At 47.7% G+C, this 22,097-nt stretch carries 22 protein-coding genes and 2 pseudogenes; 6 read left to right on the forward strand and 18 right to left on the reverse strand.

Annotated elements, in window-relative coordinates; translation table 11 throughout:
- Positions 1–229: 229 nt before the first annotated feature.
- On the forward strand, positions 230–688 hold the full coding sequence (gene nikR, locus ACOI06_RS13695; protein ID WP_420663158.1) for a nickel-responsive transcriptional regulator NikR: 459 nt from the start codon (positions 230–232) through the stop codon (positions 686–688).
- A gap of 318 nt (positions 689–1,006) precedes the next feature.
- On the opposite strand, the gene yut is transcribed toward nikR, so the two are convergent.
- From yut to ACOI06_RS13745, 10 genes and pseudogenes are all read right to left on the reverse strand, one after another.
- Positions 1,007–1,993: an urea transporter gene (gene yut / locus ACOI06_RS13700; RefSeq protein WP_420663159.1), complete on the reverse strand. Its 987-nt coding sequence runs from the start codon at positions 1,991–1,993 to the stop codon at positions 1,007–1,009.
- 42 nt (positions 1,994–2,035) lie between these two features.
- Positions 2,036–2,971 carry an urease accessory protein UreD gene (locus ACOI06_RS13705; protein WP_420663160.1) on the reverse strand — a complete coding sequence of 312 codons (936 nt, stop codon included), beginning with the start codon at positions 2,969–2,971 and terminating at the stop codon, positions 2,036–2,038.
- Positions 2,972–2,981: 10 nt separating this feature from the next.
- Positions 2,982–3,623, reverse strand: coding sequence for an urease accessory protein UreG (gene ureG, locus ACOI06_RS13710; RefSeq protein WP_420663161.1), 642 nt, complete (start codon positions 3,621–3,623; stop codon positions 2,982–2,984).
- A gap of 79 nt (positions 3,624–3,702) precedes the next feature.
- Positions 3,703–4,419, reverse strand: a complete 717-nt coding sequence (locus tag ACOI06_RS13715) for an urease accessory protein UreF (RefSeq protein WP_420663162.1) — start codon at positions 4,417–4,419, stop codon at positions 3,703–3,705.
- Positions 4,420–4,433: 14 nt separating this feature from the next.
- A complete protein-coding gene (locus ACOI06_RS13720) occupies positions 4,434–5,102 on the reverse strand; it encodes a hypothetical protein (RefSeq protein ID WP_420663163.1) in 669 nt (222 codons plus the stop codon).
- A 21-nt stretch (positions 5,103–5,123) separates the two neighbouring features.
- Positions 5,124–5,510: a CrcB family protein gene (locus ACOI06_RS13725; protein WP_420663165.1), complete on the reverse strand. Its 387-nt coding sequence runs from the start codon at positions 5,508–5,510 to the stop codon at positions 5,124–5,126.
- A 12-nt stretch (positions 5,511–5,522) separates the two neighbouring features.
- The gene (locus ACOI06_RS13730; RefSeq protein WP_420663167.1) at positions 5,523–5,903 is read right to left on the reverse strand and encodes a fluoride efflux transporter FluC; all 381 of its coding nucleotides are present in this window, start codon (positions 5,901–5,903) and stop codon (positions 5,523–5,525) included.
- Between the two features lie 113 nt (positions 5,904–6,016).
- Complete coding sequence (locus ACOI06_RS13735; protein WP_420663188.1) at positions 6,017–7,726, reverse strand: urease subunit alpha; 1,710 nt, start codon at positions 7,724–7,726, stop codon at positions 6,017–6,019.
- 186 nt (positions 7,727–7,912) lie between these two features.
- Positions 7,913–8,230: pseudogene (locus ACOI06_RS13740) on the reverse strand (urease subunit beta); the annotation flags it as partial.
- A gap of 12 nt (positions 8,231–8,242) precedes the next feature.
- On the reverse strand, positions 8,243–8,545 hold the full coding sequence (locus ACOI06_RS13745; RefSeq protein ID WP_420663169.1) for an urease subunit gamma: 303 nt from the start codon (positions 8,543–8,545) through the stop codon (positions 8,243–8,245).
- Positions 8,546–9,117: 572 nt separating this feature from the next.
- On the opposite strand from ACOI06_RS13745, the gene ACOI06_RS13750 reads away from it, so the two are divergent.
- Positions 9,118–10,368, forward strand: a complete 1,251-nt coding sequence (locus ACOI06_RS13750) for an SLC13 family permease (RefSeq protein ID WP_420663170.1) — start codon at positions 9,118–9,120, stop codon at positions 10,366–10,368.
- Positions 10,369–10,498: 130 nt separating this feature from the next.
- The gene (locus ACOI06_RS13755) at positions 10,499–10,975 is read left to right on the forward strand and encodes a carboxymuconolactone decarboxylase family protein (RefSeq protein WP_420663171.1); all 477 of its coding nucleotides are present in this window, start codon (positions 10,499–10,501) and stop codon (positions 10,973–10,975) included.
- A gap of 17 nt (positions 10,976–10,992) precedes the next feature.
- Here ACOI06_RS13755 and ACOI06_RS13760 read toward each other — a convergent pair whose 3' ends face one another.
- A complete protein-coding gene (locus ACOI06_RS13760) occupies positions 10,993–11,487 on the reverse strand; it encodes a GNAT family N-acetyltransferase (protein WP_420663172.1) in 495 nt (164 codons plus the stop codon).
- Positions 11,488–11,684: 197 nt separating this feature from the next.
- Between ACOI06_RS13760 and ACOI06_RS13765 the strand changes: the two genes are divergently transcribed.
- The gene (locus ACOI06_RS13765) at positions 11,685–12,527 is read left to right on the forward strand and encodes a hypothetical protein (protein WP_420663173.1); all 843 of its coding nucleotides are present in this window, start codon (positions 11,685–11,687) and stop codon (positions 12,525–12,527) included.
- Positions 12,520–12,975 carry a hypothetical protein gene (locus ACOI06_RS13770; protein ID WP_420663174.1) on the forward strand — a complete coding sequence of 152 codons (456 nt, stop codon included), beginning with the start codon at positions 12,520–12,522 and terminating at the stop codon, positions 12,973–12,975. The genes ACOI06_RS13765 and ACOI06_RS13770 overlap by 8 nt, the downstream gene beginning before the upstream one ends.
- On the opposite strand, the gene ACOI06_RS13775 is transcribed toward ACOI06_RS13770, so the two are convergent.
- The 4 genes and pseudogenes from ACOI06_RS13775 to tehB form a co-directional block, all read right to left on the reverse strand.
- The gene (locus ACOI06_RS13775) at positions 12,955–13,914 is read right to left on the reverse strand and encodes a 2-hydroxyacid dehydrogenase (RefSeq protein WP_420663175.1); all 960 of its coding nucleotides are present in this window, start codon (positions 13,912–13,914) and stop codon (positions 12,955–12,957) included. The genes ACOI06_RS13770 and ACOI06_RS13775 overlap by 21 nt on opposite strands.
- Positions 13,915–14,154: 240 nt before the next feature.
- Positions 14,155–15,054 (reverse strand): annotated as a pseudogene (locus ACOI06_RS13780) (nucleotidyl transferase AbiEii/AbiGii toxin family protein).
- A gap of 37 nt (positions 15,055–15,091) precedes the next feature.
- Complete coding sequence (locus ACOI06_RS13785; protein ID WP_420663176.1) at positions 15,092–15,700, reverse strand: hypothetical protein; 609 nt, start codon at positions 15,698–15,700, stop codon at positions 15,092–15,094.
- 182 nt (positions 15,701–15,882) lie between these two features.
- Positions 15,883–16,452, reverse strand: a complete 570-nt coding sequence (gene tehB / locus ACOI06_RS13790; protein WP_420663177.1) for a tellurite resistance methyltransferase TehB — start codon at positions 16,450–16,452, stop codon at positions 15,883–15,885.
- Between the two features lie 354 nt (positions 16,453–16,806).
- Here tehB and ACOI06_RS13795 point away from each other — a divergent pair, with 354 nt between their 5' ends.
- A complete protein-coding gene (locus tag ACOI06_RS13795) occupies positions 16,807–18,339 on the forward strand; it encodes a helicase HerA-like domain-containing protein (protein WP_420663178.1) in 1,533 nt (510 codons plus the stop codon).
- Positions 18,340–18,452: 113 nt separating this feature from the next.
- On the opposite strand, the gene ACOI06_RS13800 is transcribed toward ACOI06_RS13795, so the two are convergent.
- The 3 genes from ACOI06_RS13800 to ACOI06_RS13810 all read right to left on the reverse strand — a co-directional run bounded on the left by ACOI06_RS13800 (position 18,453) and on the right by ACOI06_RS13810 (position 22,085).
- Positions 18,453–19,832 (reverse strand): RNA-guided endonuclease InsQ/TnpB family protein, encoded by a 1,380-nt coding sequence (locus ACOI06_RS13800; RefSeq protein ID WP_420663179.1) that lies wholly within the window; start codon positions 19,830–19,832, stop codon positions 18,453–18,455.
- A 350-nt stretch (positions 19,833–20,182) separates the two neighbouring features.
- The gene (locus ACOI06_RS13805; protein ID WP_420663180.1) at positions 20,183–21,178 is read right to left on the reverse strand and encodes a Bug family tripartite tricarboxylate transporter substrate binding protein; all 996 of its coding nucleotides are present in this window, start codon (positions 21,176–21,178) and stop codon (positions 20,183–20,185) included.
- Between the two features lie 190 nt (positions 21,179–21,368).
- The gene (locus ACOI06_RS13810) at positions 21,369–22,085 is read right to left on the reverse strand and encodes a uracil-DNA glycosylase family protein (protein WP_420663181.1); all 717 of its coding nucleotides are present in this window, start codon (positions 22,083–22,085) and stop codon (positions 21,369–21,371) included.
- Positions 22,086–22,097 lie beyond the last annotated feature (12 nt).

Raw genomic sequence — 22,097 nt, forward strand, 5'->3', positions numbered from 1 at the left:
GTACTGTGCTCAAAATCAGAAAAACTCAACTGGCTCATGACGTGATCACTCATTGATAAAAGGCGACATCCAGATCATACCGTGACGCCTCACATAGGTCACACGGAGTTATTCAGAGTTTCCATAAATCAACAACAGAAATTGAAATAAGCAAAAATAAGCGTTATGACCGTTTCAGTCCTGGTACAGCACTTCAATTTTATTCAGCCCACGTGGTATAAATTCAGACATGGAAAGAATCACAATCACAATTGAAGACTCGCAACTGGCCAGTCTGGACGAGCATATTAGGAAACGCGGCTACACCAGTCGTTCTGAAGCCATTCGTGACATCTTACGAAATGCGCAATCTGATGAAACAACACTTCAGGATCCGTCTGCGTTTTGTTATGCAACACTGAGCTGTGTGTACGAACACGAAACGCGTGAACTCTCAAAACGTCTCACGGAGTTACAGCACGAGCACCATGATTTGTCAGTAGCGACTTTACACGTACATGCATCTCACAATGAATGCTTAGAAGTGGTGATCCTCAAAGGCACCATCGGACAAGTGCAAGCACTGGCCGATGAGATCCTCACGCAGCGTGGCGTACGTATGGGTCATCTTCATATTGTGCCTTCACCTGACCTTGTCGACGGTCATGATCACCACCACCATCACCACGGTGATACGAATACAGATTAATACGAAGCAGACTGACATATAAAGCAAATCAATCAGTTCAAACAAATCGCCCGCCTCGGATTCAGACCAAGGCGGGCGATTTGTTTTGTTGGTTTTTACTTTGAATTTTATTTTTTAGTTTTAGTTTATTGATTGCTTAGTTATTTAGTTTTCTGGGGGGGGGGGGGGGGGTTGGTTTTTTTGCTTTTTGCTTGTTGCTTGTTGCTTTTTCCAGATCTTACCTATTTTGCTGACTGATTCAGTCTGACTGACTCAGTTTCTGACCATGACTATCTGTGCTGCCATGATCAGAAACTGAGTGGATACAGCCAACTTTGGTTAGTCAGTAGTCGCCAAGTTCTCATCCGAGTGGATGGGTCTGTGTGGATGCGGTGCAGCCAAACGACCTGGCGCGATAAACAAGTACATCGTCAACACGTACGGCGCTGTAAAGGATGGCAGACCCACAGGCAGCATCAAACTATCCATGGCCGCTTGCACAAAAACTGTGGCAATGGTCGCCAAACCCGCATAAAGCGCAACTCGCATCGAGGTTTTTAAGAAAACAACCCCCACAGCGATTGCGGTCAATACCGGACTAAAGCCAAAGAGACCTGCAGAGATTGTTTCTGCATTGGCACCCAGACCAATGGATACAGCCATGGCAATGATCGAACCCAGTACCGCTGCAATGCCAGCGGGCACGGATGCTACAAAAATACCGATTAAAACCAATACACCACTAATGGTGCTCCCCAACAAAAACACCTGACCGATGTTACGGAAGAAGATCTGCACCAGTTCATAGGCTGAAGGGATATCGATCAGACCATTGGTGTAGTCCGTCGGTAAAACTGCCTTCTCACTAATCAGATTCAGATCACCAAATGCATAAGCACCCGCCACCAACAACCAGGCGGTCAACACAAAGGGTCCAGTTGAACCGGGAATTTTCCAGATCTTGGTAATGGTTGAGCTGAAAGCGGCGGTCACCACGGTACTGATGGCACTACCTATGATGATGTAAAACCAAAGCGAGGGCGTTGCGGACAGGAAGGTTGGCAATGCGACACCCACCAAAACACCGTTAAACCCAAAAAGCCCTGTATTTAAAGACTCATCATCCACGTTCAGGACATACGCTGTTAGGGTCGCAATCACAACCCCGATCAACGCACCGATACTGGTGGCCCAAACACCTGACTCATATGAGGCAGCAAAGATGGCTGCAAAAAACAGCACGCCGGTCAGTAAGTTATTCTGAAAAAACACCTGACTGGTACCGCGCAGGCAAAGTGCAACAAAGTTATTGTTTTGAGTACTCATGGTCCGTTTCTCTCCAATTCTCTGACTGTACAGCCCAGATAGTTATCGCCACCACAAATAATCTGGCAGCGTGCGATTACGTGCGTTTTCTCGAACGAGTTGCCAGAATCGTCTGACTTGTGCTCTGACGTCATAGGTTTCAACGCCTGCGACTCTAAGCATCAAACCTGCCTCATTGGGCAGCTTTGAAACGCCACTGACAGCACGCGGAAAATCTTCATCAAACACAGGTTCATACGCATCTAAGATGCGTTGTGCAATTTCCGGTGTGGTCAAACACATGATGTTGGCAAATGCGTCATAGTCCTTCATGACACTGGCAAAATTCACCGTTTCATCGTTCTTCTCAATCAGGACTTTTTCTTCAAAGAGTGATTGACCATCAGGACGCATGACGTTGACCGACATCGACAACAGATCAAAGCCAAATCGTTCATCCGCATGGTGATGCTTACGCCCTGACATCATCATTTCGCCATACAGGACGGTTGCGTCTGGTGCAACGATTAAATCGGTGTGATTCACAAACCGAGAATCTCTGTAAGGCGTGGTGAAGTCAGGTGCATATTCAAGATAAGCCCCGGATTCCGCCACCAGTCGCTGATACTGAGAAGCGTAGTTCGCATCCATACGCTGGATTCGGTTAAACCCCTGCGAATTGACTTGAGCACAAGCGTTTTCTCGGACGGTGATTTCAATCGTATAGCGGTCACCCTGCAAGATCCCGCCACCCACTGAAATAATCGAACAGATGGGTAGTTCCGGCATGGCCTCATCCCAGTACAGCGCCTGCTGAACCAGCAATGGGGCTACGCGATACAGGTCATCCAGGATGGAGCGCCCGTTTTTCATCGAAAACCCGAGTCGCAACTCACCAACCTTGCCACGGGCTGCAGCCTGCATCTGACGCGGTTGCGTCTTATAGGGTTGCAGCTCCGGATAAGCATCAATCTTGAGCAGTTCAGGATGTAAGTTCATCACATTCCCATTAAGCTGAAGCGGTCTGCTCTGCTTCAAAGTCAAAGAGCGCCATGTCCATAATCAACTCGATCAGCTCTTCAATCCCTTCACCGGTCTTGCAGTTGGTAAAGACAAAGGGTTTTTTGCCGCGCATGAGCTTAGAGTCACGATCCATGACACCCAGATCGGCATCCACGTAAGGTGCGAGGTCCGTTTTGTTGATCACGAGAATATCGGACTGACACACGCCTGCACCATTCTTGCGTGGAATCTTGTCGCCACCAGCTACGTCAATCACATAGATGTAGAAGTCAGCCAAAGCTGGGCTAAATGTCAGTGTGAGGTTGTCACCACCGGACTCAATAAAAATGACATCGCTATCGGGGTACTTCGCTTCCAGTTCCTCAACCGCTGCGATATTCATGGAAGGGTCTTCACGCACAGCTGTGTGGGGGCATGCGCCTGTTTCCACACCGACGATTTTCTCTTCCACCAAAATACCGTTCAAGGTACGACGCACTTGTTTGGCGTCTTCTGTAGTCACGACGTCATTGGTGATGATGAGGGGTCTAACACCACGCTCAATCAACAAAGGGGTAATGGTTTCAATGACGGCGGTTTTACCGGAACCCACTGGGCCACCAATACCAATTCGTGTAATCTTTTTCATCTTAAAATCCTTTTACTATCAGTGCGTTGTTTTCAATCAACGGCCTTTCAATCGGTGGGTAACTTTCACAACCAGCGCTTTAATTCATAAACAAGCGAACATGTGTTTTTGTATGATGCGCAACTAACACATCAAAGATTGGTGCAAACACAGACATGTCTTCCAATGACTTCTCGCGCACAGCCTCGTAATCTTCATCTAGACGTTCTTGAATTTCAAAGAGGATGGTTTGCGTGTCATTGTGATCCACCCGCATCAGACGAAGCGCCGCACTCAGCACCATGGAGGCAATGCCATACTGATGCAACACAAATGCTTCTTGCTCACTCGCCCCAAAATTTGCCAGTGCAACGCCCTGCCCAACTGGATAGCAGCCCGGCGTCTTGTCGGCTTTAATATCATCCAGCCATTGGGTCATGAACTCTGAATCCGTGATTCTCAAGGTCAATTCAGCCAATTTCTTACCCATGCGGGTAATCATCATTTGCTGCTCTTCACCGACACGGCGACGCCACAAAGCTTGATCTGCTGCCAGCACACCTTCGTAGTTTCCTTGCATCACCGCGCGGTGTGCATGTAACAGCGCGATGCCATCCATGCGCGCACCTTGGCGCACGACCAAATCCACAAACTCTTTCAGACTCGGCGTATCTTTCACCACACCTGTCTGAATCGCAGACTCCAGACCATTCGAGAATGCGAATGAACCCACCGGGAGCGTGGAATCAGAAAACTGCAGCAAGCGCCCGATTCGAGTCAGGCTTGCCGAGGCTTGTGGTGAAGTTGCTGATCTCACAGTCTTCGTCCCCATTAGTGCGTGTGTCCATCATGGTCATGGTCGTGATGATGGTGGTGTCCATCACCATGCGAGTGTCCATGAGAATGACCGTGGGAGTGATCATGAGAGTGGCTGTGTCCATGACCATGGTTATGGTGATGGTGTGGCACTGCATCAGCACCTGCAAACAATAGACGCACTTCATTGGCATCCAATTTGGCAGCGATTTCTTCGCCCGGTGCAAAATACGTTTTGACGTGCTCAAACGCATGCGTGCGCATCACAGACGCCATCACTTTCTGGTCAACTGAAAGAGGCACATAAACGATTGTGCCTTTGATCACTGCTGGCCAGTGCTGGTTACCCAGACCGTGTCCCAATTCAAAGCAAGAGCGCAGAATTTCTTGAGGCGTCAAGGATTCAAGGCCTTGCAACTCAATCACCAGCACTTCTTTAAGAGCCACTTTGGCGACGACGATAATATTGCGTTCTTCATCAAAATGCAGCACATCACCGTCATGAAGATGTTCATCACGTGACAAAGCAATCGCAAGTTCATAACCCTCATCACTGGCTTTACGCAATCGATTTTTAGGGGCCTCCCATTGCTCCAAAAGCAAAGTATCGCGCTTAGCAGTTTTGAGTTTCTCTTGCCAGACCGGGTCACTCACGTTGCCCAGAATCTTATTAATCAAAATCATCTGTTTTTCCATGTATTCAATTTAAACCTGCCGAGCCGACCCACGCACAAGGTACAGTCCCAGCAATGTAGCAAAGTATCCAAGCACCAAGCTTGCGATCACGTAGAGGACGCCCCACCATAAATCACCGGTGGTCATCATCTCTGAGTATGCACCATACACGTAAGATGAAAACGTCGACATGCCGCCCATAACACCGGTGCCAACAAAAAGTACGAACTGATCTGAGACTCTACTTAGTTGCTTAAGTTTCGTCGCCAGTCCGAGTAAAAACGCAGCCAAGATATTGGCTACAAAAATATCCAGCGGAAAATCGCCTCTGACGTGCGGAATCATTAACATGAAGCCTTCACGGATCATGGCGCCGATCGCACCGCCAAAAAATACAAATAAAGCATTCGTCAGCATTTCAGTCTCCGATCACAAGGCCAGTGAAACACCAGCAGCTGCGGCCAACAAGCCAAAGCCCACGGATGTCACAAGATAAGTCACTGCCAGGCCATGGCGCCCTTTCTGAGACATTTGCACAGCATCTAACTGCATCGAACTGAAAGTGGTGTAACCACCCAGGACGCCTGTTAGGATGAATGCAGCCATCATGTCGCCGTAACGCTGATGCCATTCAATGGCATAGGCAGTCGACAGATAAGCAATGACAAATGCACCGGTGACGTTGATCACAAAGGTGCCGTAACGGAACTGTGTTGGATTCAGTTTTTCAATGAACTTGCCAAGCTGCCAACGCAGTAAGGAGCCCAGTCCCCCCCCCAATCCGACCCATAGCACATCGATCAGTCGCATTTTGATTAATTCTCTCGTTTCGATTTGCGTCGTTTAAGACGCGATTTCTATTTTTTGCATAAAACCAGGGCTTGCCGATTAAGACAAGCCCTGTCTGATGGCTTAGAGTCGCATCAGGTAAAGAAGTACAGTTGACCCAGAGAAACTTTATCGGCCGGCTGGATCGTGGCATGTTTGCCATTGACCGTGACCGCAAAGGTTTCTGGATTCACCTCGATAATTGGCAAGCAACTGTTGCGAACCATCGAGTGTTTAGTGGCTGTACGTGCGCCATAAACTGGCACCACCTGAGACTGCAGACCATAACGATCCACGATGCCATCGTTAAAGGCAGCACGCGACGTAAAGGTCACACGAGTTTTACTGACAGCTGAGCCCATTGTTCCAAACATCGGACGATAAATCACAGGCTGCGGTGTCGGCAATGATGCGTTGGGATCACCCATTAAGGACCATGAGACCATACCGCCCTTGATGACCATTTTTGGTTTAGCGCCAAAAAACGCAGGCTCCCACAGCACCAAGTCAGCCATCTTGCCAACTTCAATCGAACCAATCACGTGGCTCACACCCTGAGCAATCGCGGGGTTGATCGTGACTTTGGACACAAAGCGCAACACACGCTCGTTGTCATTGCCAGATGTATCGCCTTCATACGCACCCATACGGGCTTTCATGAGATCCGCAGTCTGGACGGTTCGCGCCCAGTTTTCACCGACACGACCCATGGCCTGACTGTCACTGGACAGAATCGAAATCGCACCCATGTCATGCAGCACGTTTTCAGCGGCAATAGTTTCCACACGCACGCGACTTTCAGCAAATGCCACGTCGGTTGGGATCTTGGGGTTCAAGTTGTGACAAATCATGGTCATGTCAAACAACTCAGCCTGCGAGTTCACACCAAATGGCAAGGTTGGGTTGGTGGAGCTAGGCAAAACGTTGGCCTGACCTGCAACTCGGATAATGTCCGGTGCGTGACCGCCACCAGCACCTTCTGTGTGATAGGTGTGAATGGTACGACCTTCAAACGCAGCGATCGTGTTTTCCACAAAACCACCTTCATTCAAGGTGTCAGTGTGAATCGCAACTTGCACGTCGTAACGATCGGCAATACGCAGTGTGTTGCGGATGGCTGCGGCTGTGGAGCCCCAGTCTTCGTGAATCTTCAGACCCATTGCACCGGCGTGAAGTTGTTCAATCACAGGGGCTTCACCGGAACAGTTCCCTTTACCGAGCACACCTGCATTCACAGGCCAATTTTCAAACGAACGCAGCATCATTTCGATGTTCCACGTTCCGGGTGTAATTGTGGTTCCGTTTGTGCCATCAGTGGGGCCGATCCCACCACCAAACAAGGTGGTCACACCGTTACTCAGTGCGGCTTCCGCTTGTTGTGGAGAAATGAAGTGCACGTGAGCATCAATTCCACCCGCTGTCAGAATCATGTGTTCGCCAGAAATAGCGTCACAGCCTGGCCCCAGAGCCAAACCTGGGGTCACACCTGGCATGGTGGCTGGGTTACCAGCCTTACCAATTGCACAAATCAAGCCATCTTTAATACCGACGTCCGCTTTGATCACACCTTGCACACCGTCAATGATGGTCACGTTGGTGATCACCAAATCAGGTGAACCAGCTGCGTTGGTGAGCTCATTGTCATAGCCCATCCCGTCGCGCAGTGTTTTACCACCACCGTAAACGGCTTCTTCACCGTAGACGCGTAAGTCTTTTTCAATTTCAACAAACAAGTTGGTGTCGCCAAGACGAATCTTGTCGCCGGTCGTCGGACCATACAGGTCCGCGTACTGCTTTCTAGTCATATTTGCCATGGTCGCTTTCCTTTACTTCGTAGCTTTCGGTGCAGCAGGTGCGGCCGCGGATGCAGCAGGTGCACTGTCTGCAGCAGGCGCATCTTCAGGTTTGTTTTTAAAGCCTAGGCGATTGACGCGATCCATTGCATCGCTCAACCGTGGACGATAGTCATGTGATGTTTCATCACCGACCCAGCCATCCACCAGGCCATTGAAGCCATGAACGCGTTGCTTACCCTGAATCGGTACAAGCGACACAGTGCGCTCATCACCCGCCTCAAAACGAACTGCAGTCGTTGCTGGAATGTTCAGTCGCAAGCCAAATGCTTTTTCACGATCAAACTCCAATGCGGCATTGACTTCAAAAAAATGAAAATGCGAGCCAACTTGGATTGGACGATCACCTGTATTACGGACTTTCAATTCAGTCACGGGATAGCCGGCATTGATTTCAATGTCGCCATCTCCGAAAATGATGCCACCAACGGGCACCTGATTTTGCGTATCAGCCATGTTGTTCCTCGCTTAAGAAATCGGATTGTGAACCGTGATCAGACGGCTGCCGTCGGTAAAGACTGCTTCAACCTGAACATAAGGAATCATATCGACCACGCCGTCCATCACGTCCTCAGCGGTGAGAACGTGACGGGCGAGTTCCATGACTTGCTCAAGTGTTTTACCTTCACGTGCGCCTTCAAGCGCGGCAGCCGAAATCACAGCTACGGTTTCCGGATGGTTTAATTTCAGACCCCGGCTTTTGCGGTCCAACGCGACACGCGCAAGCATGTGGATCATCAGTTTGTCTGTTTCTCTCGGGGTAAAGTGCATGTACCCACTCCTTATTAAAGATGATTGCGAAAGTTCTGCCACTTCCCGGACGTCATCGCCGTCCGATACAAAATCATTTCACCAAATCAATGAGAATACGGTTAGGTTTTATCCAAATACCCGTTTCACACATCTAGCAAAATCAATTTTTATGTCCCACTCATTCGATCCAATGACTAAACTGAATCACTCCAATCATTGAACATCTGTGGAAAAGTTAACATAAAACCCTCACAAAACCAAGGAAAACCAAGGAAAACTCATAAAAAACACTTATTTATCAATATGATGTATTTTAAAAATCATCACACTGAAACCTCAAGAATTCAAAAAAACCTTATATTCTGAAGCAGTTAAAAACTCTCTCAACCTAACTTATCCCCCCTAACAAAAGCTGATAAATTGATTTTCTTAAAAAGAATTCATTGTTCAGTTTCTATCCGTTGAAAAACGCCCACAAAACATTTGGCGTAAACTCACCCCAATAAATTTGATTTATTGGGATTGTTTCAATCACGTCATTCACCAGCCTGTGCAGCACGCCCTTGACTGACCCACCGGTATCTCTTCGCATGGATTTCACGCTTTTTATTTTCTTACTCGTTTATTTAGGCATGATGCTTGGACATCTACCCTGGCTTAATGTCGATCGGACAGGCACTGCTGTTATGGGCGCCATGGCGTTGATGATCGGGGGACAAATCCATCCACAAGCCGCATGGGATGCGATTAATTTCGGAACCATCGGAACATTATTTGGTTTGATGCTCGTCTCAGCTTCATTTCACGAAGGTGGGTTTTATCGATGGACCGCTCATAAGCTGGGTATCATGCAGGTGAGTCCAAACATCCTACTTGGACTCATGATTCTGGTCAGTGCAGGTTTATCCGCCTTGCTCACCAATGACGTGGTCATGGTTGCCATGATTCCGGTTTTATGTGCAATCACGATCGCCCGACAACAAAACCCAATCCCCTACCTACTGGCTTGCTGTTTTGCATCCAACATTGGTTCCACCATGACATTGATCGGAAGCCCACGCAACATTATTCTGGCCGAAACAACACACGCTTCCTTTCCAGAGTTTTCATCTATCACACTCCTACCTTCAATAATCAGTCTCTTTGTGATTTGGGGCGTTCTCGTGTTGTTCTACAAAAATCACTGGACACTCACACCCACGGCCGACTCTTCTGGAACCACCCTCCAAGAAAGTACTGCCAACGAAGCGCCAGCACCCTTTAACCGAGTTGAAACCATCAAAGCAGTCTTAGTTACCGTCGCCGTCATTGCTGCCTTTGTTTGGACCGATTGGCCTCACGTCCTCATTGCTTTAAGTGCAGGCACCTTACTTTTACTGAACCGCAAAATCTCATCACACAATCTGCTTCAGAACGTCGATGCCAACTTGTTACTCATGCTCATGGGGCTTTTTGTGGTGAACAAAGCCATTTCTGAAACAGGCGATCTCACGGTCGCAATGGACTGGTTGCAAGGGATTGGAATCAATCTGAACTCTGCCCTACAGGCATTTCCGATTACGGCTGTCATCAGCGACATCATTGGTAACAGCGCCACCATGATGCTGATTTCGCCCTTTATTGATCCTGTCCGTGAGCAAGCGGCTCTTTTAACGGCTTCGATCTCTATGGCCACCGGGTTCTCATCCAATGCGGTGATTTTTGGGAGTCTGTCAGGCATCATCGCGGTTGAGCAAGCCAAAGCCAATGGCGTCATCATCACCGCACGAGAATTTGGTCGATCCGGCATTCCCATTACGATTATCACCATGCTGATTGCATTTGCTTGGGTTTATTTTTAAGCAAGCGAACTGCCCTCACCCGAGTATTGGTATTGGCAGGTGATGCCCGTATCCACCGTTATGCTGTGGCTAAAACAATTCCGTTCAAAACTGACGGACTGTGATCGAACACATCATCGGAGTAACTACCATGGCACGCCTGCCCTACTACACACTCGAACCCGAGCTCTACAAACAATATCTGGCCTTTAACGAAGCTGTCGGTCAAAAACCTGCACTCAAGGGCATTAAAGAGCTGGTGACGCTACGCGCTTCTCAAATCAATGGTTGCGCGTTTTGTGTTGACATGCACGTCAAAGAAGCCAAACTCAAAGGGGAGCGTGAACTGCGCCTGCATCACGTTGCCATCTGGCATGAATCCCCCTTATTTAATGACAAAGAGCGTGCTGCACTTCAGTGGACGGAGACCTTGACTCGACTACCCGCCGAAGGGGTGTCTGATGCTCAGTATCAATCGATGTTGAAAGAGTTCTCTGAAGAAGATCTAACGGCACTGACCTTTTTAATTGTCGCCATTAATGGCTGGAATCGCTTGGGTGTAGCCTTTCAACCCGTTCCTGGCTCATCTGACAAACTCCTTGGTCTGGACAAAGCAGGACTGGTTTAATTCCGTATTTAAACCCCTTATAAAGATTTTTCATACCAATGCTGTGCATAAGGATTGTCGTTATAAGGGGCAATTTCCACGTACCCATTTTTTTCATAAAGAGCCCGGGCAGCTTTCAGTGCGTGGTGCGTGTCTAAACGAACAGTTTGTAATCCACACTGTCTCGCAAATGCCTCTAACCCGGTCAGAAGTCGCTGACCAACTTGCAGCCCACGCGCTTCTTTTGCCACCCACATGCGTTTAATTTCACCATAGGTCAATGAAGAGTCACGCACTATTTTAATCGCGCCACACCCCATTGCAATTCCAAAGCTTCGGGCCACCAACAGTAAACCATTAGGTGGCGTCAAGTCTTCAGGATGAGCTGAAACACTTTTTTCAGGATCAAACCCAGCTTCCAATAAAGTCTGAAGCTCATCAAAGTAAGCTGAAAAACAAACGCCCGCTTCAATACTCGCAGGATCCAAGGGAGTGAACACAAACGTATCAGCAGGATTGAAATCGATATCCATCGAATAAACACTCAAAATTTAAGTCCACATCAAACGCAACAGGTACAACTGGGTCGATCTGCTGACCCTGTTAATATACAGCGCAAGCGCCCGATCATCTGCGCAGATTGACCAATCAAACAAACTCTCTAAGATAAAACTCCTAATCGCTTACATTTCCCAGCTTTTCTGGATTCATTCATACTGGAGCCCCACGCATGGCAGCTATTCGCAAACGACTAGGACGTTCACTCGTCGCCTTGCTATCGGGTCTATCCGCACTAGCGGCCTTATCTTGGTTTGGTGTGATGATTTATTTACTCATCACGGCTTATTCTGGATTTAGCGAACTGCAAGCGCGTGCACCCGCCTCGCCTGACGCCCGTCTCGTCACAGATCATATTGAAACTGGACTTCCAGAATCTGGCAAACAGGATTTAGCTGCCCCCTTTGGATGGATCATTGGACAAACATCTTGTACCTACGCACAAAGTCAATTCCCCAAAGATGGCGATGACGACACGTACGCTGTGTTTGGGGGATATGCCTGGTCTGCTGGCCCCAAAATGCTCAGTGCCACGGGAATTCCTGGCCTCTTAGGGCTTGCTTTGATTTGCAGCGAACAAGACGTCGTAGCCGCGGTTTTACTCACCTTCGCAAAATCGCGTGGAGACATCGTCGGCCTACAAGCCATGGCAAATGATTTGGATCGCCATTACACCGCTTCACAACCAGCCGGTGAGCCTGAGCACGATAATGGTTCACGCCATGTCTTTGGACTGTGGCAAGCCCGCAATGCCACGATTGATTTACAGTACATCAGCACCGATCGACGCTTCGATTTAAGTTACGTCAGCCCTTGCTATGCCAAGGCCACGAAACAGCTCGATGCCATTCACAACAAGCAGTCGGTTGAAGAGCAGCAACAAATTCGTGACGATGCCACTGCCAGTCTGGATATTTGTATGCGCGAACTGCAAACAAAGCCTGCACAAACAACTGATGTCACAGAAAACACACCCGCATCATCCACTGAATCCGGAGCCACGACTCATGACTAGTTCGCCCGTTCGCAAACAAACTCGAATCTGGCTCAGACGTCACATGCCTGCCACTTGGTTTGTTTTAACAAAAAGTTGGTGGACTGTCTTACTGATGTTGCCACTTTTGTATTTGCTGTATCAAGTAGTCGCACAAGGTTACTTAGATCCTGATGATGGCATGTTCGGCGTTTGGATGCTGGGCTTTATGCTCAGTAGCGCCTGCCTAGTCGTACTGCTGCTCTTTATTTCGCGCTCCCTATGTTTGGAACTGGCAGCTACGCCTGCACTCTTAAAAACCCTACTCAAACACCCTAACTTACCCGAAACCACGCGTGCAAAACTTCAAGGGTTTGAAGCAGCATTGACTAGCGGCGGACAACCTGCCAACCTACGTCAGATCTTACAAGCAGATCAGCCTGAACCCAAGCTCACAACACCATCAAATTCAGATCAATCGGTCTTCTGAAGTCTGACCTTCAAAAAACCATTTGAGGTTCTGGCACATCCGGTCGGCCATCGCCAGTCGGGTTCCCCAGGTGCTGCTCCCGATATGGGGTAACGCAAACACATTAGGCAAGGCACGATAAGCAGGATGCACATTAGGTTCACCATCAAACACATCGAGCCCCGCAGCAGCGACATGCCCTGATTCAAGTGCCTGCACCAAAGACTCATCGCAGATAATGTCACCTCGGGCAATATTGCAAACGATGGCTTGTGGCGGTAAATGCGCAATCAGATCGGCATTGACCATTCGACGAGTGGCGGGTGTTGAGGGGCATGCGACACAAAAAAAATCACTCTGTGCAGCCATTCCATGGGTGGTTGCATGGTATTGCGCTCCGAGTTCCAACTGAGGATCTAGCCTATTTCGGTTGTGATAATGGATGGTCATACCGAATCCACGAGCACGCTGTGCAATCGCCCGACCGATACGTCCCATCCCTAAAATACCTAAACGGCGCCCCCAAACATCGTGCCCAATCTGTTGTCTAGGACTCCAACCTGTCCACTGCCCACTTCGCAAAAGCTCAATCCCTTCAAGTGCACGCCTAGCCGCCCCTAGCATCAGCAACATCGCCACATCCGCGCAAGAATCGTCCAACACATCAGGCGTGCTGAACACGGCAATTCCTCGTGCACCCAACGCTTCCACATCCAAATGTTCTTGCCCAACCGAATAAGTCCCAACAACTCGTATCGATTCAGGCAAGCGCGCCACTACACTCGCATCCAGTCGGTCAGTTGCTGTGACCACCAAAGCCTCTACGCCTTGCGCCCCTGCAATCAATTCATCAGTCGTTAACACCCGACCAGTGTCGTTGTACGTTGTGTCGAACTGTGTCTGAAAAGGCTCTAAAACTTGCGAAGGAAAATTGCAGGCGACAAACACACGCGCAGACATGATGATGACTCACTGATAAAAAGATGAACGATTAACGGCAGACGCATTTATTCAGGCTTACGGGCCAGCATGGTTGCAAACTGCAAACGTGCCCCGTTGTGCATCGTGCCAAGATCTTCATTGTATTTGATGAACTTCTGACCCTGGTATTTTTTAATCTATGCGGAAAATGAAAAGTTTGGAGACTAAATAGTATTCTGGCACTTGTGCTGCCAATTTTATTGAGCCCAGACTATCATTTCACAAGATATCCATATATTGGTGTATACGAGCCAACAAAGCTTCAAAATCAGGTTGCCCTCGATAATAAAGATCCTTAGTCTTCATATATTCACCAACGAAACGGTCACGTTGCTCCCCATTATTTAAGGTAAACGCTGGATTGCGAGCAATAACTTGTTCATCACTGACTCGAAAGCGTTGCGCCTTACGTGCCTGATAAGCAGGTGTCTGCAAAAATTCTTGAATCTCTTCCAATTCAAGTAAGCAATACACATCGTAATAATGCCGTAAAAAATTAGCTGGAAATATCTTAAATTTATCCAACTGACGATACTTGGTAGAGATAGTCTGTAACTTCTCAACAAAGGTATACGTTGGTAGATAACAAGGTACATCCATTGCACGGTTGTCAATTACATTAACACCTCGATCCAATGCGAAATCTAATGCCTATGATGAAATCGTTATTGGACGATTCGGTGCTGTATCGTCAAATCCGGATTCTAGTAAAACTCCGTCCCTTACACCAACAAGAGTCGGCAAACGAGGTTTGTAAACTAACCGGATACCGGCACTACGCATTTTACCGTCATCAAATTCAACATCACGCTCTACGCTGACAATCCCTGGAATGTCAATTCGTTTAGCTAGGCTCTCATAGTAAGTGCGCCGCGAATTTATATGCACTAGCTTGTCATGATTACGGCCTATTTTTATATCTATACCTTCGGGCGGTTCAATTCGAATATCAATATCTTCTGAAAACCGATGGATCACGCCATATCCCTTTGATAATGAGGCTCCACCTTTTAATTCGAACTGAAATCCCTGAAATCTAAGCCCCCACAGGCAGTGCATAATCCAGTAATCTTTTTCGACCAACATGGGATCGATATTGTGATCATCAGCAACCAACATGAGTAGATCATCGAAATCCCGATGATCATGTAAAAACTCAGCCAAACGACCACTCCTGAAAACGCTTGCGTGTCACCATGCTGCCGTAATTTTTGACTGCTTGTCGAAGACGAGCTGCATCAAAAGACGAAAGTTTTATTTGCGCCCTATGCAATATAGCTTCACGATCTTCCGCCAATTCATCTAAATTGTTTAGTAAATCAACAAGCAAAAATTCGGGTGTTAGCTTTTTAGGAAAGCGTGGTTTTATACGAAAGTCAAACCGTCGATTACCAAATGCGAAAATTCCATGGCGTTTATGGTTATAGACCAAAGTTCGGTTATACAACTGTGTTGTACCCAAGCCCACACTGTTATAGGCAGATGGCGAAAACACCAGAAAATTTTCATCCCGCAAAAAACTCCTCACAACCTCATTATCTGCAGGAGGCAGGAGTCCGAACGCAGATGATTTAGGCGAGTGATAAATCCCCTGCGCGAGTTTCCTTAATCGACCACACGCAACCAATTCACGTAGATGTCTATCGACAGCTGTGGAGTGATGCGCTAGATCCTCACGCCGATAAACGCGACCGGGTTTGATCTGGTTTGCTAAGTGCAAAACCCCGCCACGCAAAGATTGTGAAGTTTGAAAAGTAAAAGTCATTTGCCTGAATTTTCATTTAAATTTCATGCATTTTATCATCATATGATTAAGCAAATCTAGAAAAAAATTTGCAAAAAATTGAAGTAAAAATCTACACCATCATCGTGCCTACGCAAGTTAGGCGCGCGCAGACATGATGCTTACTCACTGATGAAAAGATGAACGATAAACGGCAGACGCATTTATTCAGGCTTACGGGCCAGCATGGTTGCAAACTGCAGACGTGCCCCATTGTGCATCGTGCCAAGGTCTTCATTGTATTTGATGAATTCCCAGCCTTCATAAGCTTCTTTAAGTTCACCTGAACCCAATGTAAAGGGAAAACCCATCGGACATGGATTCTCCGCCGTATCCATGGCACACACGATGAGATTGTAGCCACCGGGTCGTGTTTTAGCTTGCATGTCCTGCAACACGGCGCTCACGTTGGATGGCTCCAGGAACATCAACGTCACGGTACAAACGATTAAATCAAAGTCGTCGCCCAGATTGGCTTCGTTAATGTCGTACACAAGGGCTTGTAGATCCTCAAAACCTTCTTGAACGGCGATTTGACGCAACATCTCAATGGCTTGCGCATTGCGATCTACACCCGTCACCTCAAAACCTCGTTGCGCCATGTACAAAGCATTGCGACCGTTTGAGCAGCCCATATCCAGTGTTTTACACGGCTTCACGAGTTCACACGCCTGAACCACTTCACTGTGAGCCGCACTCATCCCATAACGTGCACTTAAATCTTCGAATGACATCTAAAACTCCCGATCAATTTGGACGAAACGCAAAAAGTGTACGACGCACTCGTACGCCAAGGCGCATATCGTCAAAGATGATGTGGATACTAAAAAACTCAGAAGCCTTACAAACACGCTACAAACACACACGTCATCGAACGATGATCAAACCGTCGCATAAAATCGCCCAAACCCAAAAAATCTCAGTTTTGTACATCTCCTTTTTGAAATTCTATGCATATATTTGTCACAATGGCAGGTTGACGTTTAATTGTTAAGTTGAGTGAAAAAGTTATTTAAACCACATAAACGTCCAAACTGAAAGCCTGACTAGACAGATCAGACCTCTGCACTTCTCATTTAAAACAGACAATGAAAGAAAACGATATCCTGCTCGGTGGTACTGGTGAACATCCTGTGTATCTCAATGCTGGCATGGCAAACCGTCACGGCCTCATCACAGGTGCGACCGGAACCGGTAAAACCGTCACCATGCAAATGATGATGGAATCTTTTTCCAAAATGGGCGTGCCTGTCTTTAGTGCAGACGTTAAAGGCGATCTGAGCGGCATTGCCGCAGCAGGTGTTTCTAACAAAAAAATTGATGAGCGCATTGAGTTCATCGGCATGGAAATGCCTAGTTTCGAGGGGTGTCCAACGGCATTTTGGGATGTCTATGGTGAGAAAGGCTTGCCCGTCAGAACGACTGTGACCGAAATGGGCGCCACGTTACTTGCAAACCTTCTGGAGTTAAATGAAACACAGGAAGGTGTTTTACAGATTGCTTTTAAAGTTGCAGAAAATCAGTCTCTGCCTTTAGTGTCATTGGAAGATCTACGGGCCATGCTCAACTGGATTGGAGATCACGCCAATGAGCTTGAACGTCGATATGGTCGCATCGCCACAGCCACCACCACAGCCATCTTGAGACGCTTATTGGTTTTGGAGCAAGCCGGTGGTGATGTGTTTTTTGCGGAACCCAGTTTTCAGATTCAACATCTAATTCAGCATGACTATTCTGGACGTGGTGTGGTGAACGTGCTCGATGCCACCACCTTGTTTCATTCGCCACGGATTTATGCCACTTTCCTACTCTGGATGCTGTCCACTTTGATGCAAAAGCTGCCGGAGCGTGGCGATGCAGACAAACCACTGCTGGTGTTTTTCTTTGACGAAGCGCACTTGCTCTTTAACAAGGCACCCAAAGCATTGGTCGAGACCATCACACAAATTGTGCGTCTGATTCGCTCTCGCGGTGTTGGTGTCTTCTTTGTGTCGCAGTACCCGGATGACGTCCCCAATGAAGTCCTCGGACAGCTGGGAAATCGGGTGCAACATGCATTGCGTGCCTTTACGCCACAAGACCGCAAAGCGCTTAAAGCGGCGGCGCAAACTTTCCGGGATAACCCAAACTTCAATACAGAAACCGTCATTTCTGAGCTAGGCGTCGGTGAAGCGCTCATTTCAACGCTGGATCGCAAAGGTGTGCCCACCATGGTGGAACGCACGTTGGTTGCGCCACCGGGCTCACAAATTGGACCTTTGGATGACACGCGCCGACAAGAGATTTTAGACAAATCTCCGTTGAAGGCTGTTTACGAAACCGTGACTCAGCGTGAAACCGCTAAAGCCTTGATCGACAAACAGCGCGCGCTTGAACAACAAAACGCACAGCGTGAGCAAGAAGAAGCAGAAAAACAAAAAGCGCTAGAACTTGAAAGAAAAGCCCAAGAGAAGCGTGATCAGGCACTGGCCAAACAACAGCGCACTACCGCTACTAAACGTGCACCCGCGTCCCGTGAAAGCCCATCCGAAGCCTTGATGAAATCGGCTGCGCGCACACTCGGTTCAAGCTTTACGCGGCAGATCATTCAAAGCATTATTCGAGCATTTTTTAAGAAATAAGCCATCTCTTCGGACAAGAGATAAGCATCTGAGTATTGACTGGTGAAGGAACATCCCATACCAGTCGTCCGTGAACTACTCGCCGCTAAAGCAACGAGCTTCCAAAACAACAGCTAGGCTGCTATTTTTTCTTTTTTGACGCTTCTTTGGATGCGGCTAACATTGCTTTTCGCTTTGTTAGTCTGACGCTTTCCTCCACGCCCAGTATCAGAGAACGGCATTAGAACCCCTTTCTCTGACAACACCGTTCCAGTGTCCTTAATTAACCTGATTGCTCTTTTCTTGATCACCATCGATGCGTTTTGATCGGCATTGTCAGCATGTTCACATTGACCGCATTGAAACTTTGACTGAGTCTTACGGTTGTCTGGGTGAGTGTAGCCGCACTGGGCGCACTCCTGACTGGTGTAATGGGGAGCCACTTTAAAAACTGCTTTACCTTCTTTGTGCGCTTTGTAACTAATGCAGACTTCTATTTGATGCCAGCCGACGTTTAAGATCGCCTGATTTAAGCCTGCTTTTTGACTGGCATGATTCGGCAGATATTGACCGGCTTCATTTTGCTGAGGGGCTGGTCTGCGAGTCATGTTAGAAATTTTTAAGTCCTCTAGCACAATCACTGTTTCTTTTCCATCGACAATGGCTCTACTCGTTTGATGCGCAAAGTCATTGCGGATATTGGCTTTCTTAGCCTGAGACTTTGAGAGCTTAGACTTCGTTTCGTTTCTGTGGTTCGAGCCTTTCGTTTGCCTAGAGAGCCTACGCTGTAGCCGCTTTATATATCGTTCAGACTCGCTTAGGTTTTTCTTTTGCCCTTCGCTGTAATCAAACGACTTTTCGCCGGCTTGGACAGGAATCGCAACACCTCGATCAATGCCGATGGTGTTTTGCTCTAAATACTCGTCAGACTCATCACGTAGATCATTCAAATGCTGTTGATTGGTTTTTAAACCAGCCCCATCAAAGCCATCCTCATAGCAAAAGGAAATGCTGTAACGTCCTCTTTCTTTACGGATGTAGATGGATCTAGGGGTGTTGAAATTGGCATGCTTTTTAAATGACAGGTAACCAATGTTATTGGTCTTTGAGCCAATGAAAAGACGAATATTCCCGTCGGAGCAGTGCTCAAAACGAAATAGCTCTCTTGTGAGGTGGATGCTACCCCTGTCTGATTTTGGCTTTCTTTTGGGCCTGCCGCACAAGCCTTTCATAAAATTGAAATAAGTATTGCACCAATTGGTTGCACTATTTCGAATGATTTGGCTAGGGCAGTCATAGAGCCAAGGCGTGAGCTCTTTCGACTTGAAGTGAGCTGCCTTTTTATCAATCGGGGCGTAAGTCCCTATTGGATAATACTTGTTCGCAAAAGTGCGGTGATATAGCTCTTCATCCACTTTTGCATTCCAGATCAAACGCGCGCAACCCATCCATTGGCTAAGCACTTTCTTTTGCTCAGGCGTTGGATGGGCGTGAAGTTTGATACCAACAAGCATGATCCTCTTTCTCTAGCTGATTCATCCGCATTATTTTACTAAAATATTGCATACCACTCAATCAACCCTTAAGAGAGAATATGTAACTAGAAAGCAGTTAAATCATGTCTTTATAAGAATCATACACAGCTAGTCTTTATCACGAAATACAGACAAAAACTTTAACGAAAGAAATGCCAGAGCACCTTCAAAGCGTATTCATGGAAACTTGTGAGCAAAACGCCCCTCTTAGCGAAAAATCATTCGGAACGGCCAAAGCCGCTAATAAGTTAAAAACCAACTCGCTTGCTTGACTCACACATGAATGAACGAGGTTGCGCAAGCGGTTTGCTCAATCATTACGCTCGAAATTACTTAATCTTGATGTTGGCTTGTTCTGCTAAAACCTTCCAGTCGGCAATTTCTTTTTTGACGATCTCACCAAGCTCGGCAGGCGTTGTGCCTACAGCGACTGCACCTTGAGCGGCCAGTGCTTCATTCACCTTCGGATCTTTAGACGCAATCACAATGGCTTCGTACAAAGTATCCACAACCTCTGATGGCGTTTTGACTGGAACAAACATGGCATACCAAGAATCCACGTTAAAGTCGTCAATCGTTTCTGAGGCTGCAGGAATATCCGGCATGATGGGTGTGCGGTCCTTAGTTGAAACCGCAATAGCTTTCAGATCGCCAGATTTGATAAATGAAGCAACCGACGGTAGAGAGACCCATAACAACGGAATTTGCCCACTCACGACATCCACCGTGGCCGGTCCACCACCCCGATAAGGCACGTGCATCAACTTCGTTGTATTGGCTTTCTGACTGAGGAGTTCACCAGCGATATGACTTGGAGATCCAATGCCGGCTGAACCATAAGGCACAGGATCGGGTGACTGTTCTGCATACTCCAGCAGTTCTTTTAACGTCGAAGGTTTAAATGATGGATGCGCAACTAAAACTTGAGGCGCAGATGCCACCAGCGACACCGGTTTAAAGTCAGTCTGCGTATCAAACGGTAAATTGTCATACACAGCTGGATTGATTGTGTGCGAAGACAACGTAATTAGAACGGTATAACCATCAGGTTTCGAAGTCGCGACATGGCGAGTTGCAATCGTGCCACCCGCACCACCCCGATTCTCGACAACAATCGGCTGACCCAATGCTTTACCCAATGGTTCTTGCAAAATACGAGCTGCCGCATCCACGCTTCCGCCAGCAGGATATGACACAACCAACATGACAGGCTTTTGTGGATAGTCCTTATCAGCTGCCAAGGCTGAGGTTGTGGGTGTCAGTGCTGCAGCCAAACTACAGCACAGAGCGGCAGAAATAGCCGATAAGTTTCTGGTAATTCTCACAAGTAAGTCTCCTCTACTCGAATATCGCTCTCAGATTAGAAAAGCAAGTTGACCGATTTTTTAATGACTTCGGTTTAATCAACTCGGTCATGATAGACAGCAGGATGACCTCTGTGGGAGTCGTAGTAAACTGGATAATCTGCGCAATTCATTGGGGCTGAAGCAATGAACTCACTTCTGCCTAAAGACTTCAGATGCCATCTGACCCATTTGGATTTAAACCAAACAAAGCATCTGCATATTCATCCCAATGCCTATTCGCTATGGGATTGGCCGGACTAGGATGTAAAAGATACTCGACAGTCTGCTGTGGACCAGCCACGGTTTGTAATCTGGCTTGCGCATACCGCCCGATACCCACTAGCCGTGAAGGCTGAAGAATACTCAATGTTTGCGACAAAGCCTGATCACAAGCTTGTTGCAAGGCATCTTGCTCGGGGCGACTGAGCTTTTCTGGGATGAGATTTTTATTGTCTTTCAGAAACAGCAAAGGACAATAGTTCCAGACAAACGCTTGTTTAAAAAACACTTCAGGTGAACCAAATCTGGACTGCGCCCATCCCCAGACGCGTTGACCACTCCCCTCTTTACGATGGCAGTCCATGCCCAGAATCGGATAACGAGGATGCGTTGGCGGTAAAGGCTCTCGCAAAGCGCCGTTGAATCCAAACCAGTCATGCACCATTTGAACATCACCAAAAGGCACGCCTGTTTGCGCCATCCCCCACGGGCCTGGGTTCATTCCGACCAACAAAAGACGCCCCGGCGCCTGTCCAAATGCCTGAAGATAGCTGACATGGTTTTCCCAGGCATACACCAAGGGGTTATAGACATGGCTTGGCGTGCTCCAGGTCATTTTCTCTAACGCATCGGACAATGACTGCGCCACCTGAATCAGCGTCTTCAAGGCATTTCTCCT

The sequence above is a fragment of the Orrella sp. 11846 genome (genome assembly GCF_048820935.1).
GTDB lineage: Bacteria > Pseudomonadota > Gammaproteobacteria > Burkholderiales > Burkholderiaceae_B > Algicoccus.

Coding starts and splice junctions, on each gene's coding strand:
- nikR (WP_420663158.1), top strand. CDS start 230: ATGGAAAGAATCACAATCACAATTGAAGACTCGCAACTGGCCAGTCTG.
- yut (WP_420663159.1), bottom strand. CDS start 1,993: ATGAGTACTCAAAACAATAACTTTGTTGCACTTTGCCTGCGCGGTACC.
- ACOI06_RS13705 (WP_420663160.1), bottom strand. CDS start 2,971: ATGAACTTACATCCTGAACTGCTCAAGATTGATGCTTATCCGGAGCTG.
- ureG (WP_420663161.1), bottom strand. CDS start 3,623: ATGAAAAAGATTACACGAATTGGTATTGGTGGCCCAGTGGGTTCCGGT.
- ACOI06_RS13720 (WP_420663163.1), bottom strand. CDS start 5,102: ATGATTTTGATTAATAAGATTCTGGGCAACGTGAGTGACCCGGTCTGG.
- ACOI06_RS13725 (WP_420663165.1), bottom strand. CDS start 5,510: ATGCTGACGAATGCTTTATTTGTATTTTTTGGCGGTGCGATCGGCGCC.
- ACOI06_RS13730 (WP_420663167.1), bottom strand. CDS start 5,903: ATGCGACTGATCGATGTGCTATGGGTCGGATTGGGGGGGGGACTGGGC.
- ACOI06_RS13735 (WP_420663188.1), bottom strand. CDS start 7,726: ATGACTAGAAAGCAGTACGCGGACCTGTATGGTCCGACGACCGGCGAC.
- ACOI06_RS13745 (WP_420663169.1), bottom strand. CDS start 8,545: ATGCACTTTACCCCGAGAGAAACAGACAAACTGATGATCCACATGCTT.
- ACOI06_RS13750 (WP_420663170.1), top strand. CDS start 9,118: ATGGATTTCACGCTTTTTATTTTCTTACTCGTTTATTTAGGCATGATG.
- ACOI06_RS13755 (WP_420663171.1), top strand. CDS start 10,499: ATGGCACGCCTGCCCTACTACACACTCGAACCCGAGCTCTACAAACAA.
- ACOI06_RS13760 (WP_420663172.1), bottom strand. CDS start 11,487: ATGGATATCGATTTCAATCCTGCTGATACGTTTGTGTTCACTCCCTTG.
- ACOI06_RS13765 (WP_420663173.1), top strand. CDS start 11,685: ATGGCAGCTATTCGCAAACGACTAGGACGTTCACTCGTCGCCTTGCTA.
- ACOI06_RS13770 (WP_420663174.1), top strand. CDS start 12,520: ATGACTAGTTCGCCCGTTCGCAAACAAACTCGAATCTGGCTCAGACGT.
- ACOI06_RS13775 (WP_420663175.1), bottom strand. CDS start 13,914: ATGTCTGCGCGTGTGTTTGTCGCCTGCAATTTTCCTTCGCAAGTTTTA.
- ACOI06_RS13785 (WP_420663176.1), bottom strand. CDS start 15,700: ATGACTTTTACTTTTCAAACTTCACAATCTTTGCGTGGCGGGGTTTTG.
- tehB (WP_420663177.1), bottom strand. CDS start 16,452: ATGTCATTCGAAGATTTAAGTGCACGTTATGGGATGAGTGCGGCTCAC.
- ACOI06_RS13795 (WP_420663178.1), top strand. CDS start 16,807: ATGAAAGAAAACGATATCCTGCTCGGTGGTACTGGTGAACATCCTGTG.
- ACOI06_RS13800 (WP_420663179.1), bottom strand. CDS start 19,832: ATGCTTGTTGGTATCAAACTTCACGCCCATCCAACGCCTGAGCAAAAG.